This is a genomic window from Mycolicibacterium tusciae, from assembly GCF_002086795.1.
GTDB lineage: Bacteria > Actinomycetota > Actinomycetes > Mycobacteriales > Mycobacteriaceae > Mycobacterium > Mycobacterium tusciae.
Genome location: NZ_MVIM01000009.1, coordinates 22,252 through 34,879, shown reverse-complemented (window position 1 = coordinate 34,879; position 12,628 = coordinate 22,252). Strand labels below are relative to the sequence as shown.

General features: G+C 63.6%; 13 protein-coding genes and 2 pseudogenes. 5 read left to right on the top strand and 10 right to left on the bottom strand.

Annotated features, from left to right (window positions below; translation table 11 throughout):
- Window positions 1-5: 5 nt before the first annotated feature.
- From BST47_RS17715 to BST47_RS17690, 6 genes are all read right to left on the bottom strand, one after another.
- Window positions 6-896: a universal stress protein gene (locus BST47_RS17715; protein ID WP_083126854.1), complete on the bottom strand. Its 891-nt coding sequence runs from the start codon at window positions 894-896 to the stop codon at window positions 6-8.
- Between the two features lie 125 nt (window positions 897-1,021).
- Window positions 1,022-1,603, bottom strand: coding sequence for an Rv1733c family protein (locus BST47_RS17710; RefSeq protein ID WP_083126853.1), 582 nt, complete (start codon window positions 1,601-1,603; stop codon window positions 1,022-1,024).
- 32 nt (window positions 1,604-1,635) lie between these two features.
- On the bottom strand, window positions 1,636-2,628 hold the full coding sequence (locus BST47_RS17705; protein ID WP_083126851.1) for an Acg family FMN-binding oxidoreductase: 993 nt from the start codon (window positions 2,626-2,628) through the stop codon (window positions 1,636-1,638).
- A gap of 120 nt (window positions 2,629-2,748) precedes the next feature.
- Window positions 2,749-3,651 carry a universal stress protein gene (locus BST47_RS17700; protein ID WP_083126850.1) on the bottom strand — a complete coding sequence of 301 codons (903 nt, stop codon included), beginning with the start codon at window positions 3,649-3,651 and terminating at the stop codon, window positions 2,749-2,751.
- Window positions 3,648-3,947 carry a three-helix bundle dimerization domain-containing protein gene (locus tag BST47_RS31655; protein ID WP_420094043.1) on the bottom strand — a complete coding sequence of 100 codons (300 nt, stop codon included), beginning with the start codon at window positions 3,945-3,947 and terminating at the stop codon, window positions 3,648-3,650. The genes BST47_RS17700 and BST47_RS31655 overlap by 4 nt, the downstream gene beginning before the upstream one ends.
- Before the next feature lie 136 nt (window positions 3,948-4,083).
- Complete coding sequence (locus tag BST47_RS17690) at window positions 4,084-4,545, bottom strand: hypothetical protein (protein WP_083127083.1); 462 nt, start codon at window positions 4,543-4,545, stop codon at window positions 4,084-4,086.
- 334 nt (window positions 4,546-4,879) lie between these two features.
- On the opposite strand from BST47_RS17690, the gene BST47_RS17685 reads away from it, so the two are divergent.
- Together BST47_RS17685 and BST47_RS17680 are read left to right on the top strand one after the other, a co-directional pair.
- Window positions 4,880-5,584 carry a response regulator transcription factor gene (locus tag BST47_RS17685; protein WP_083126849.1) on the top strand — a complete coding sequence of 235 codons (705 nt, stop codon included), beginning with the start codon at window positions 4,880-4,882 and terminating at the stop codon, window positions 5,582-5,584.
- A complete protein-coding gene (locus tag BST47_RS17680) occupies window positions 5,581-7,092 on the top strand; it encodes a sensor histidine kinase (protein ID WP_083126848.1) in 1,512 nt (503 codons plus the stop codon). The genes BST47_RS17685 and BST47_RS17680 overlap by 4 nt, the downstream gene beginning before the upstream one ends.
- On the opposite strand, the gene BST47_RS17675 is transcribed toward BST47_RS17680, so the two are convergent.
- Window positions 7,071-7,367 carry a hypothetical protein gene (locus tag BST47_RS17675; protein ID WP_083126847.1) on the bottom strand — a complete coding sequence of 99 codons (297 nt, stop codon included), beginning with the start codon at window positions 7,365-7,367 and terminating at the stop codon, window positions 7,071-7,073. The genes BST47_RS17680 and BST47_RS17675 overlap by 22 nt on opposite strands.
- Before the next feature lie 219 nt (window positions 7,368-7,586).
- Between BST47_RS17675 and BST47_RS17670 the strand changes: the two genes are divergently transcribed.
- The gene (locus tag BST47_RS17670) at window positions 7,587-7,823 is read left to right on the top strand and encodes a DoxX family membrane protein (RefSeq protein WP_083126846.1); all 237 of its coding nucleotides are present in this window, start codon (window positions 7,587-7,589) and stop codon (window positions 7,821-7,823) included.
- Window positions 7,824-8,211: 388 nt separating this feature from the next.
- Here BST47_RS17670 and BST47_RS17665 read toward each other — a convergent pair.
- Both BST47_RS17665 and BST47_RS17660 read right to left on the bottom strand, forming a co-directional pair.
- Window positions 8,212-9,235: pseudogene (locus tag BST47_RS17665) on the bottom strand (alcohol dehydrogenase catalytic domain-containing protein).
- A gap of 37 nt (window positions 9,236-9,272) precedes the next feature.
- Window positions 9,273-10,634: a serine hydrolase domain-containing protein gene (locus BST47_RS17660; RefSeq protein WP_234809757.1), complete on the bottom strand. Its 1,362-nt coding sequence runs from the start codon at window positions 10,632-10,634 to the stop codon at window positions 9,273-9,275.
- A gap of 200 nt (window positions 10,635-10,834) precedes the next feature.
- On the opposite strand from BST47_RS17660, the gene BST47_RS17655 reads away from it, so the two are divergent.
- The gene (locus tag BST47_RS17655) at window positions 10,835-11,644 is read left to right on the top strand and encodes a DUF1906 domain-containing protein (protein WP_083126844.1); all 810 of its coding nucleotides are present in this window, start codon (window positions 10,835-10,837) and stop codon (window positions 11,642-11,644) included.
- A gap of 116 nt (window positions 11,645-11,760) precedes the next feature.
- On the opposite strand, the gene BST47_RS17650 is transcribed toward BST47_RS17655, so the two are convergent.
- A complete protein-coding gene (locus tag BST47_RS17650; protein WP_083126843.1) occupies window positions 11,761-12,090 on the bottom strand; it encodes a hemophore-related protein in 330 nt (109 codons plus the stop codon).
- A 107-nt stretch (window positions 12,091-12,197) separates the two neighbouring features.
- Between BST47_RS17650 and BST47_RS30465 the strand changes: the two are divergent.
- Window positions 12,198-12,471: pseudogene (locus BST47_RS30465) on the top strand (sulfatase-like hydrolase/transferase); the annotation flags it as partial.
- Window positions 12,472-12,628 lie beyond the last annotated feature (157 nt).

The following is a 12,628-nucleotide window of genomic DNA, read 5'->3' as shown; positions in this document are numbered from 1 at the left end:
CGATCTCAGGTCGGGCGTACCACCAGAACCGGCATACGCGCCGACTCCGCAACGGCCAGACTGACAGAACCCAGCAGCATGCCTGCGAACCCACCTCGGCCGTGGCTGCCGACGACGGTCAGCTGCGCTGCCTCGGACCTCTCGAGCAACTGGTGCACGGGACGGTTGAGGGCGACGACGGGCCGCACGTGCACGTCGGGATAACGCTCCCGCCAGCCGGCCAGGCGCTCAGAGAGTGTCTCCTCCGCGCGCCGCTGCAGAGCCGGCAACTCGGTTTCGGGCACGTCGTACAGCGCGAAGTCGCTCCAAACGTGCAAGGCAATGAGGTCGACGCCACGGCGAGAGGCTTCTTCGAGTGCGACCGCGGTAGCCGCCTCGGATACCGGCGAACCGTCGATGCCGACAAGGACAGGCGCCTTGGCGGGGGACGCCATCAACGGGTCCTCATCATGAATGACCGCGACTGGGGCATGAGCGTGCTGAATGAGACCTCTGCTGACCGACCCGAGCAGTCGCCGGTTGATCGGCCCGGTACCGCGGCAACCCGCGACGATCATTTCCGCATCCTTGGACAGATCGATCAGTGTGGGCAGGACACCGCCCGCGATGGTTTCCGTCTCGATATGGATCTGACGCGTTTCCGCGGTCGCCTCTTTGGCGATTCTGCTTGCGTCACTGAGTATCTCTTCGCTGTCTCTCTCCATGCGCGCGAGGACATCGCGGGGCATGGGGACCTCGGGCCACATTCGGACAGCGGGTGACTGAATGACGTGGATGATCGACAGCGGCACCCCGCGCATCGCGGCTTCCCGCGCTGCCCAGTCAACGGCCACCTTCGACGGGGGCGAACCGTCAACGCCGACCAGGATGCCGTGATGTGTTGGGGAGGTTGACATTTGCAGACTCCTTCTATCCACGGCCTGACGTCGTCGGCCACGATATGTGCGACGCTACGTTCATCGATGGGTCCAGTCGGGGGGCAACGGTCACCAACTTGGTAGGTCAAAGGTCCTCTGTTCAATCAGGATTGGTACTTGAGCGCCTCCAGCTCGCGATCCCACTGGATGCCTCGGCGGTGAATTATTCGCAGCCGGGTCAGATAAGCCGTACTGGCGGCGATTGCCATCACGGCGAACCAAACGGACAACGCAACGCCCACGGCATCGCCGACTGCACGACTCGGCTTTGCAGGCGCGTCGACGGGTTCGCCGGTGAAGTCGTCAACCCAGATTTCGGCTTGATCTCCGACCGTCGCCTCGTCAGCCCACTTGACGACGTCGATGTGATCGCCACCCGCAGCAGTCCAGGAGGCCCGGACAAAGAAGGAGACATCTGCGGGGCCTGGTCCCACCTCGACGGTGCTGTTCTCGAGCGCAGTGGCGGTCACCGCGGGTCGGTGCTTGGCCTCTTCCGCATACGACCGGCTACGGGCGTCGTATACGGCCGTCCCGATGGCAGCAGCGACAGGCAATACCAGAACTGTGACGAGGGCAGCGAGAAGGATAAGCCAAGCTTGAATTCGGTCGTCGCCCCGGACCAGTGGATTGCGCCCCGCGATCCTGCTGAACCAGTACCTACCCCACGTGATCGTGAACTGTTGCATGACGTATCTCCTTCAGGCTCACGGCACACTGCTCAGTCGGGTCGTGAATTGTGCAACCTGGCAACCACTTCTGCCAGTTCGCGGCGCGGTGTGGCGGGCAACGGATCACTGTTGACCGGAGCCCAGCCGACGCGCAACAGCATCTGCGGATAGCCCTCCTCGCCGAACACGTCCGCCCTGACCGCTTCCCGGGTCTCGGGGATCTCGAGCGGCTCGGTGATCGGGCAAGTGGCGAGGCCCAGCGCAGTCGCCGTGAGGAGTACCACGCTCGTCGCTTCACCGGCGCGCAACCTCGACAGGTCGTCGTCACTCGACGTGCCTAGGGCGACGACCGTGGCGTTGTCCTCGGCTGCATCCAGGTCGGGTGGTTGAGCGAGCGCTGGACCAGCGAACCACCGCGCAGGAATCATCGCCGCCGAATCCGGCACCGGCGTGCTCCGAGCAGGAACTCCGGCCTCCGCCGCGTACCTGCCGCTCCACGCTGCCAATTCCGTCGTATATGCGAAGTCGGTCGAATGGCGCGAAACAGCCTCGGCCACGATCAGCTTCAGCTGTGAGAGGTCGTCGATTCGGCGCATGGTCACGCCCGCGCGTGCAGCACGAGCGCCCACCAAAGCAAGATCGCCTTTCGCGACCGGCCAGTGACTGTAATTTCGGCGGTCGGTGCGTCGGCGTGGAATCGCCGCCGCCAGGGCGATGTCAAGATCGGCCGGCGTCTGCCGGCGAAGCTCAATCGAAGCCAGGTGGTCAGCATCGGCGGGGTCGGGGAACCGGTGGATCCTGGCCGCCCACCCTAGTGCAGCAAAGGCTGTCGCGCAGTGATTAAGCGCGGCACCACAACTCAGCAACAGGTCCCGGCCGTCGGGGTCGGTGTTGGGCAGTTGCCGACCGCGGTCCGCGTAGAGATGCAGACTTCGATCGCCGATCGCCCAACGCCACGGCTGCGAATTGTGCACTGACGGCGCCCGAAGAGCCAGCAGCAACGCCGACCTGATGGTCTCGGCATCTGGAAAATGCGCGCTCATCTCGTCCCCATCTCGATAGGAGAAGTTCTTGTCTTCTTTCCAGAGTGCCGCTGTCTGGGTCAAAATCGAGAGGGTCTAAAGACCCGGACACATATGACTTGCGGAGTCGAAATCCTAGTCTTAGGACCGGCGTGCCACGATGACCGGGATGCGTGCGGCCTGCGCGACAGCCGAACTCACCGAACCCAGGAGAAGACCCGCGAATCCTCCGTGTCCATGGCTGCCTACCACCAGTAGTTGTGCACGTTCGGACTCCTTGAGCAGACGGTGGACCGGGTTGTCCTGACCGATGACGCGCCGGACGGCGACATCCGGATAACGCTCGCCCCAGCCTGCAAGCCGTTGCGCGAGTTCCTCATCGGCTTGCTCGGCCACACCTTCGGGGGGCACATCGAGGGGGAAATCCGCGTTGTTCATCCAAGTGTGGACCGCCACCAGTCCTACGCCACGCCGCGACGCCTCGTCGAAGGCGATGCCCGTCGCCTCCTCGGAGGCCGGCGACCCGTCGATACCGACGAGCACAGGCGCCGCGACGGAGTAGTCAGTGACCGGCTCCTCGTCGTGGATCACCGCTACCGGACAGTGCGCATGGTGCAGCAGACCCGAGCTGACCGAGCCCAGCAGAAGCCTCTCCACGCCGCCGAGACCGCGGCGCCCGACCACTACCATCTCCGCGTCTTTCGACATGTCCACGAGAGTCGGCACCGCAGATCCGGAAACCACGCGACGCGCCGTGGCGAGGTCCGGTGCGCCGGAGGTGGCCTCGGCGACCACCTGCATCGCGTCATCAATTATCTGGTCGGCACGTCGGTCGCACTGGGACCAATAGTCCGCCGATATGGGCATGTCCACCCACGGCCCGACAGACGTCGCCGGAAGGATGTGAACGATCGTCAACGGCACGTTGCGAAGTGCCGCGTCCCGAGCGGCCCACTCCGTCGCCACGTCTGAGGCAGGCGAGCCGTCAACACCGACGATGATGCCGTGATATTTCGCCTCTGAAGAACCTGCGGCAGAGTTCATTTCGCGTTCCTTTCATTTGCCGGAAGGGTTCTTCCGGTGTTCGCCTCGATCAACATCGGTTCAGACGAATCCAGATCCGAAGTCTCTCTTGGCCCGGAGCTCAAGAGGCGTCGACTTCGATTGAGTGTCAACGGGATCAAATGGGCGGTGACAGTCGCTCCGGCGGCCAACTCGGCGTACACCGCTGCCACCACCGCCTCGACTTCGCTTCGCGTACGGCCGGGGAGTCGAGTGCACAGTGTCGACACGACGCTGTCAAGTTCGTCGCGCACCAACGGTGCCGCGAAAGTGGTCATTGCCAGAGTCTGCGTCGACGGAGGGCCAAGCATCTACGGACCAAAGTCCCGAAACCGGCGGCTAGGGTCACTTCGATGCTTGCCCGAACGAATGCACGACGAGGTTGCGCAATGCTGTGCACCACCGGTCAGCGCCTCAGGCAGCGCTGGGAGAATCGATACTGATGTGGAGATTCGAATCCTGCTGATCTCTTCGGACTGGTTTCCACCCCACATACGTCAGATACAGACCGATCGCCGCAAACCCAAGGTATGCCACCTGCCACACGACGGCCGCCCCGATGACACGATTGGCCACCCAGGCGAAAGTGTCGGGGAAGGCGAGAAGAAAAACTCCGCGCGCCACGAGCAGCCATCCGAGGACGGACACGATGATCGCGGCCGGGCCGCGCCAGAGTTGATGAAACGCAACGATCGCGACGCCACCCATGAGGATGAAGGCCCCTGTCACCCAGGGCCACACATCACTCGCGGTGAACTCGGACAGTAGCTGCCGCATGTCCGGGGCGCGCACCGCGACGATGATGACAATGATCGTAAAGAATGGACCCAGCACGCGGGCGAACATCCGGGTGCGGTGTTGCACTTGCACACTCATGATCTCCTCGATTCGACGATGATTCACCAGATCTGTCGATCTCGAAGCCAATCCCACCCCTCACGTAATCCACCTCCCAGGGCCGAAGGTCCCATTTGGAGGCGGTTTATGTCACTGACTCTCACCGCGGACCGTCGACGCCGGCGTCACTGCAGGTCATGGCGTCACTCTCGATCGATTCACCTCCCATCGGCCATGGCCCGTGCGACCGCACATGTGAAATTCCTATGAGGACGGTGACGGCCGGCTGTGAGACCGCGAGAATGGTCGGGTGACGTCTGCGCCAGTCGGAAAGCGGGAGCCTCGTCGCGCTGTCCTCGGCCAACTGCCCCGGATGTACCGCGCCGACGGGTCAGCTATTCGTGTGCTCCTGGTCGACGATGAATGTGCGCTGACCAACCTTGTGCGGATGGCCCTGCAATACGAGGGCTGGGCGATCGACGTCGCACACAATGCCGCCGAAGCGGTCGACAAGTATCACACCAACACGCCAGACGTGATCGTCCTCGACATCATGTTGCCGGACATGGACGGCCTAGGTGTGCTGGCGCAGATACGTGACTCCGACACCTACACACCCATCCTGTTCCTGACCGCACGCGATTCGGTCGCCGACCGCGTCAGCGGTTTGACCGCCGGCGGCGACGACTACATGACCAAGCCGTTCTCACTCGAGGAACTCGTCGCGCGGCTGCGCGGACTAGTGCGCCGATCTGCCTATCTCACCCCCACCGATGACGAGACGCTGACGGTGGGCGACCTCAAACTCGACGTAGCCAGCCGCGACGTGACCCGCGGCGGACGGCCGATCTCCCTGACCTCGACCGAGTTCGAGCTGTTGCGGTTCCTCATGCGAAATCCGCGACGAGCGGTGACTCGTCAAGAGATTCTGCGACGAGTGTGGAACTACGACTTCGGCGGGCGATCGAGCATCGTCGATCTGTACGTGTCGTATCTGAGAAAGAAGATCGACGCTGCCCACGAACCCATGCTGCACACCGTACGCGGCGTGGGATACATGCTGCGGCAACCGGAATGAAGCAAGCGTGGCGGCAGTGGAGCCTGCTGCGACAACTGGTCATCGGTGTTTCCGCGGTGGTCGTGATCGTACTGGTGACCGTGGGAACCATGTCGGTGGTGACGCTGCGATCCTCGGTACTGGGCATCATCGACAGCCAACTATCCGGCGCCGCAGACGGTTTCAGCCAATCGGTCACGAAATACCGCGTTACGCCGCTGCAAACAGGTGATGTTCCACCGCCAGGGGCGATGAAGCCGCTCACGCAACTCATCGGGCAGGCGGAGGGCAATGTCGTCGCTTTGATTCAGGATGGCAAGGTCGTCGATTCGGCTTACTTCGTCGACGGCGAGGGACGACCCGCACCGGAGATAGCCATCGGGGCGATCGCCGAGACATCCGCGGCCGGACTGGGACCACACACCGTCCAACTGCCCGGGCTGGGTTGGTACCGGATGGTCAGCCGCCCCGGTGACGGCGACGAGATCCTGGTGACCGGAGTATCGCGCACGCCGGCGTGGAACGCGATGGTGCGTGAGACCGTGACCGTGTCCGCGATGACCGCACTCGCGTTGCTGGTCACGGCGCTGAGCACGGTGGCCATCGTGCGGTACGCGCTGCGCCCATTGCGGCGTGTGTCGTCGACAGCAGCCGAAGTGGCGACCCTTCCGCTCGACCGCGACAACTACGCCATCACACCGCGCGTTCCAACCCGTGACACGGATCCCCGCACCGAGGTCGGGCTCGTCGGCGACACGCTCAACCGTCTGCTCGATCATGTCGAACGCGCCCTCGCCGATGTCGCCGCGTCGGATCGGCGCATGCGTCAGTTCATCACCGACGCCAGTCACGAACTGCGCACGCCGCTAGCTGCGATCCATGGCTATGCCGAGTTGACCCGGCAGGACAGTTCGGTATTGCCCGAGACCACTGAGTATTCGCTGGCACGAATCGAGGCCGAAGCGAATCGAATGAGTTCCTTGGTTTCCGACCTACTGCTATTGGCACGTCTGGACGAGGGCCACGATCTTGACAACGCCGACGTGGATCTCAGCGAGTTGGTGACTGACGCAGTCAACGATGCGAGGGTTTCGGCACCGACCCACCAGTGGCGGATCAAGGTCCCCGACGGTGCGGTGTGGGTTCGTGGCGACCGAGCCCGACTGCATCAGATGCTGGCAGCGCTGTTGTCCAACGCGCGGGTGCACACGCCCGAAGGAACGACGGTGATAACCATCGTCGCGACCGGTCGAGCCGATGACGGCAAGGCCTACGCCGGAGTCGCAGTGTCAGACGACGGGCCGGGGATTGATTCCGAACTCCTCCCCCATCTGTTCGAGCGGTTCGTGCGCGCCGACAAGTCGAGATCCTGGGAAGGCGGCAGTTTCGGATTGGGCCTGTCGATCGCCGCCTCGATCGTGGAGGCACATGGCGGGACGATACAGGCCCAATCCGATTCAGGAACAACCACTTTCAGCGTGCGGATGCCGGCCGTCGCGGCGTTGGCTCAGCACGTCACATCGACATAGACCGTATCCGAGATGATCAGCGGCTCGATGTCGCTGCCTCGGACGTCAGTCGTCTGGTGAAGAACCCCGGGACGGACTGATGTGACAGAGCACCCCGACAGCGGCGCGGCGCCGGTCCGATTGATGATCACCGTGTAACCACTTGCCTCGAGCGACCGTACGGTCTCGTCGACATCGGACGGACCTGTCGGCGCGGCCGAGGCAGCGCCGACGACGGCGAGCGCCGAAGTCGCTAGAGCACTAGCTGTAATGCCGATCAAGATGACATGCTTCATGGCACAACCTCCAAAGTTGTTGTTCTGCTTGTGCATCCAATGTTAGTTCGCAACGGAACGGCACCAGATGCTCATACCGAACACACAAGTTTTGAATCGTCTATGAGTGCAGTGACATCGGTGTGCGCCTCACGCACGATGACGTCATGATCTCGACGTCAACCCGCAATACCAAGGTGAAATCACTTCAAGTCCCCAGCCGCGCTGGGCGCCTGGCCGATGTGGTGGGCAGCCGCGCTCGAGGTCGTGCTCGGAGGACTCATCGCGCTGGGCCTTTTCACCCGGGCCGCAGCTTTCGTCGGATCTGGCATGATGGCGGTCGCCTATTTCTGGATGCACTTCCCAGATAGCTTCTGGCCCATCATCAACGGCGGTGAGACCGCGGTCCTGTACTGCTTCGTCTTCCTACTTCTGACGTTCATCGGACCGGGAGCACTCGCGGTCTCACGCCGCTAGCGGGAAACGTACTTGTTGATGGCTGGCCGTGAGCACAATGCCACTGCCAATGAGGGCCAATCGGCCCTACAGGACAGCGTTGTCGGCGCACATTCTGACGGTAATCAATCGTTGAGGAGCGCACGATCATGACAGACAGCATGAAATCGCAAGACGTCGTTGAACCACTGACGGAATACTGCCGTACCTGTGGCCACGCGAAAGAGAGTCACAACCTCGACTTTCGGGGCGCTCCGGAAGAGGCTCACCAACTCTACGGTGAAGGCAAATACGTGTGCCAACACATGACCGGCCTCAATTCGGCCGTTCACTGCATCTGCGTGGGGTGGAATAGTTGGGTCTAAGGACTCTCGCAACTTCGTCGGCAGTCGACCGACGTCGTCTCGGCTCAAATCGACAAGGCGACCTTGACGCAGTCGGCGGTCCGTGCCGCCACTGCGGCATATGCCGCCGACGCGTCGGACAGCGGCATGGTGTCGGTGAAGATGCCGCTGACGTCCAGACGTCCCGACTGGAGCAGCGGAACCAGTTCGGGCCAGGTGCGCTGGACGGGCGCGGTCGTCATCCTCAGCGTGATGCTGCGAATGAGGCTGATCGTGGCGGGGAACGGGAACGGATCGAGGTTGTGCACGCCGACCACCGAGACAGTGCCGCCGGCGCGGACCAAGTTGAGCGCGTCTGACATCGATCCGTCACTGCCGACAGCGTCGATGACGGCGGCCGCGCCACGTCCGCCGGTTGCCTCCAGCACTGCCTGTAGCAGGTGGTTCCAGCGGGGTGGCGCCGAGCCGTTCGGCACGAAGTCGTCGGCCTTCGACCGGGTCGACGGCGAAGACGGTGCCCGCGCCGAGGGTAAGCGCGCTCAGCACCGCGCACAGGCCGACAGCACCGAGTCCGAGAACGACGATCGTTCCGCCGGGCGGGAAGTCGGCGCGCTGTGCGCCCGCCCACCCGGTGGCGAGGTTGTCCGTCAGAAGGAGCGCCTCCTCGGTGTCGATGTCGTGGGGCAGGCGCATTAGCTGGAAGTCCGCTGCGGGCACCGCCAACAGCTCCGATTGAGCCCCGCCGAGTGCGCCGGCGCCGAAGATTCGTGGACCCCCAACGCACGTCACCGGATCACGGGTTTCGCATCCCGCGCAGGATCCGCAGCCGGCGACAGACGAGACGAGCACGTCATCACCGATCGCGAACGTGCGCACATCGGGGCCGATCTCGACGATCGTGCCGACAGCCTCGTGCCCAAGTGCAACCGGTTCGCCCAACGGGTAATCGCCTTCGTAGAAATGGAGATCTGAGCCGCAGATGGCGGCAGATCTCACCTCGATGACGGCACCGTCGGGGCCGGGTAGAGCTGGGTCGGGCAGCGTCTCCACCCGCACTTGTCCCGGCGTATCGATCACGACGCTCTTCACCGATGTTCGACCTTTCGGTAGCTTGGCCAGCACCCGTTTACAGACGCAGGGCCCGGGCGGCCAGCGTAGCGAGTTCGCCCTGCAGGTTCGTGAGGGGCGCGCTGCCGCGCAGATGGATCACGTTCGTCAGAAGAACGACGTAGGTGTCTGAGGCCGGATCGATCCACAGCGAGGTTCCGGTGAACCCCACATGACCGAAGCTGCCGATGGGAAACACCATTCCCCGTGGCTTGGAATGGCCGGTATCGATATCCCAGCCGAAACCGCGCAGATTCTGGCCCGGGATCGCCGGATAGTGCGGCGCGAGCAACGGATGTTCGGTGTTCGGCTTTGTCGCGATGGCTTCCTGAGTCGCGGCGTTCGCCGCCTCGAGTTGTTCGGGCGTGTGCCCTGGCTGCTCGGGACTCGTCATCAGTTGCAAAGTCGCCTGTGTGAGCGGGAACTTGCTCGGCCGGCCTGCCAACCGATCCAGCAGCGCCTGCGCATAGATGCTGACGTCGTGCGCCGTCGAGAACACCCCGGCGCTGCCGGCTACTCCACCCATACGGCGCGCGGTCGGATCGTGCACGGTGCCTCGCAGCAGAAAGTCGAGATCGGGGTTGGCGCCCGGATCCACGCGACCTTCCTCATCGCGTGCGGTCGGCGCTACCCGCGGCAGGACCCCTGCACTCCATTCCCCCGCAGCACACGTCTCCGGCGGTCCAGGAACCCACACGATCGCAGATCCCCTGATCTGGTGCGGCCCACACGCTTTGGCAGGCGGGAGAAAGCGGGTGTCCCCCATACCAAGCGGCCCGAAGACGTGCTGCTGAACATAAGCGTCTTCCGGCTGGCCGGTGATCGTCTCGACCATCAACCCGAGCAGGATGAAGTTGACGTCGGAGTAGCGGAAGCTTGCGCCGGGCGCCCCCTCCAGCGGCTTGGTGAGTGCACGGCGGATGCCCTCCCCCTTGTCTGGACCATTCAGCCCCCACGGATCGCGCAGATCCAGTTCGCCCACCAAACCCGAAGTGTGCGTGAGCAACATCCGGACCGTCACTTCCGCACGCTGAGGATCATGCGCGGGGTTGAAGTCGGGCAGATACTTTTCGACGGCGTCGTCGAACTGGACCTTGCCTTGTTCGTGGAGCTGCATGACGGCGGTCGCCGTGGCGAGCGACTTCGTCAACGACGCCAAATCGAAGATCGTGTCTTCGGTCATCGGCTCTTCGGGCGTTGGCGCACCATCCGGCCCCGGTTCGCCAGCGAGTTTGCGCAGGCCGAACGCCTTCTCGAAGACGGTCGCGCCGCCGTGCCCCACCACGACCACGGCCCCCGGCAACTCGTGTGCCGCAATCGCGTCGCTGATGAGCGTGGAGACGGTGTCGAATTCTCTGTCAGGGAGCGGTTTTGGCGGCATCGACGATGTAGCGGACCCGGTGGTCTGCGAAGTCTGCCTACTGTCAGCAACTTCCGGCCTGGACGTTTCGCTGCACGATGTCGTCGCAGTCAGCGCCAGCAGGACAGCAGCGACAGCGCGGGCCGTACCTGAAGCCGTCATCGCCACCTCGTCGGGTCAACCCTCAGCATATGTAGACAGCACCTTGTTACCATCGCGGCGTGGTCGACTCGAGTGCGCCACCACCCGATCGCGGCGGAGCGCCGACACGTCGCGAGGTACTGAAATATGCCCTCTCGGCATCTGGTCTCCTGGTTGTCGGGTCCGCCGCGGCCACCACGGGCGCCCCAAGCGCCTCAGCCGCCCCGGCAAAGCTCATCGATTTCACGCACCGGCAGGTCGCGCCAGATCTGATCAAGTCGGCGGGCTTCGACGGCGCACTTGTCTATGTGTCCGAGTTACGGCCGGGCGCAGACTTCGACTTCAAACCCGTCTCCCGCGAATACGCGGACGGCCTACAAGCGGCGGGCCTCGAGGTCGTCAGCTGCTATCAGTACGGAAAACCAAATTGGCCGAATGCGCCGTCGGATTACACCCGGGGGTTCGACGGCGGCGTGGCCGACGCGCAGACGGCCATGCGGCTGCACACCGCGGCAGGTGGACCCGATGGCGCGCCGATCTTCTTCAGCGTCGACGAGGACATCGACCTTGATACCTGGAACAGCGTTGCGGTGCAATGGTATCGAGGAATCAACTCGGTACTGGGCCTGAACCGCACCGGCATGTACGGCCACGCGAACGCGTGTGCGTGGGCGATCCAAGACGGTGTCATCGGACCTTCGACCAGTCCTGGCCACGCGTGGGCATGGCAGACGAGAGCGTGGTCCGACGGTGCGCGCGAGCCGGCGGCAGTGCTGTATCAGGACGTCATCGTCACACCCACCGACCCGGGCGTCATCCTGGGCGGGACCAGCGTGGACGTGGACCTTGTCCTCGCGCCGGACTTCGGGCAGTGGTCACTGGCGCGGTAGACGTTCTCGCGACCGATCCAAGAAACCCCCAAGTCCTCTGCACCACTCTGCTGTTAGCAAGTGCGGGGGCCCCACCCGACGAGGTCCCCGCACTTGCCGTATTCAGCAAGTTCGGGTCAGTAGTTGTTGCAGGTGTTGGCGATCGACGCCATGGCGCCGAAGTACTTCTGTCCCCACGGCGTGGCCTGGTATTCCTGAACGAGCTGCACCCGTTCACCGGGGGGCGCGGACAAGAAAGTACTCAGCATGACGCCCGCAAGCGGGTTCGCGTTGAACTTCTCTGCCAGCGCGGGATTCTCGCTACTCAGCGCGGCCATGACCTGCGGGTAGCTGCAGGTCGTATCGATGATGGGGTCGGCGGAAGCCACCCCGAGTCCAGCGGTCAATGACAGGGCAGCACCACCGATAGCGGTGATCACCAGGGTTTTCAACGGAGATGTGAGCATGATCCGGGGACCTTCCAACTTATGCAGTGGCCCCCGACTGGCCCTGACTTCAACAGTGTCACCATCGTAGCTTGCGTTTGCCGAAGAGTCACTAAAGCGGCGAAACCTTGCCATTCGCACCTACGCCCTCGGCGAGCATCGCGGGCCGCACGCTGGAGGAATCCACGCCCAACGAGTTGTGCCACGACGTTTGCCCGAAGACGCCGGGTTGGCCCGCCCACCACGTTCGGTGGCGAGGTGTACGGACCGACACCATGGACCGGATGTGTGTGAAGGCTTGTCCTACAACAGGTTTCACACCACTGCGATGTGCTCACCCACCCGCGCTTCGCTGTTGACCGGCCGCAACCACCACGAGTCGGCAACGGGCAGATCGCCGAATCGGGACACCGGACTGAGTCGGGGCAGGTGACAACATCGCTGTGTGTCCCCGTCGATTCCGGACAGCTGTCCGGCATCGAGGGAAGCGAAAACAAGCTATGGCGCAACATCCTTGATCTGGATCAATCGGCGGACAGACATGACGCCCATCCCTAGA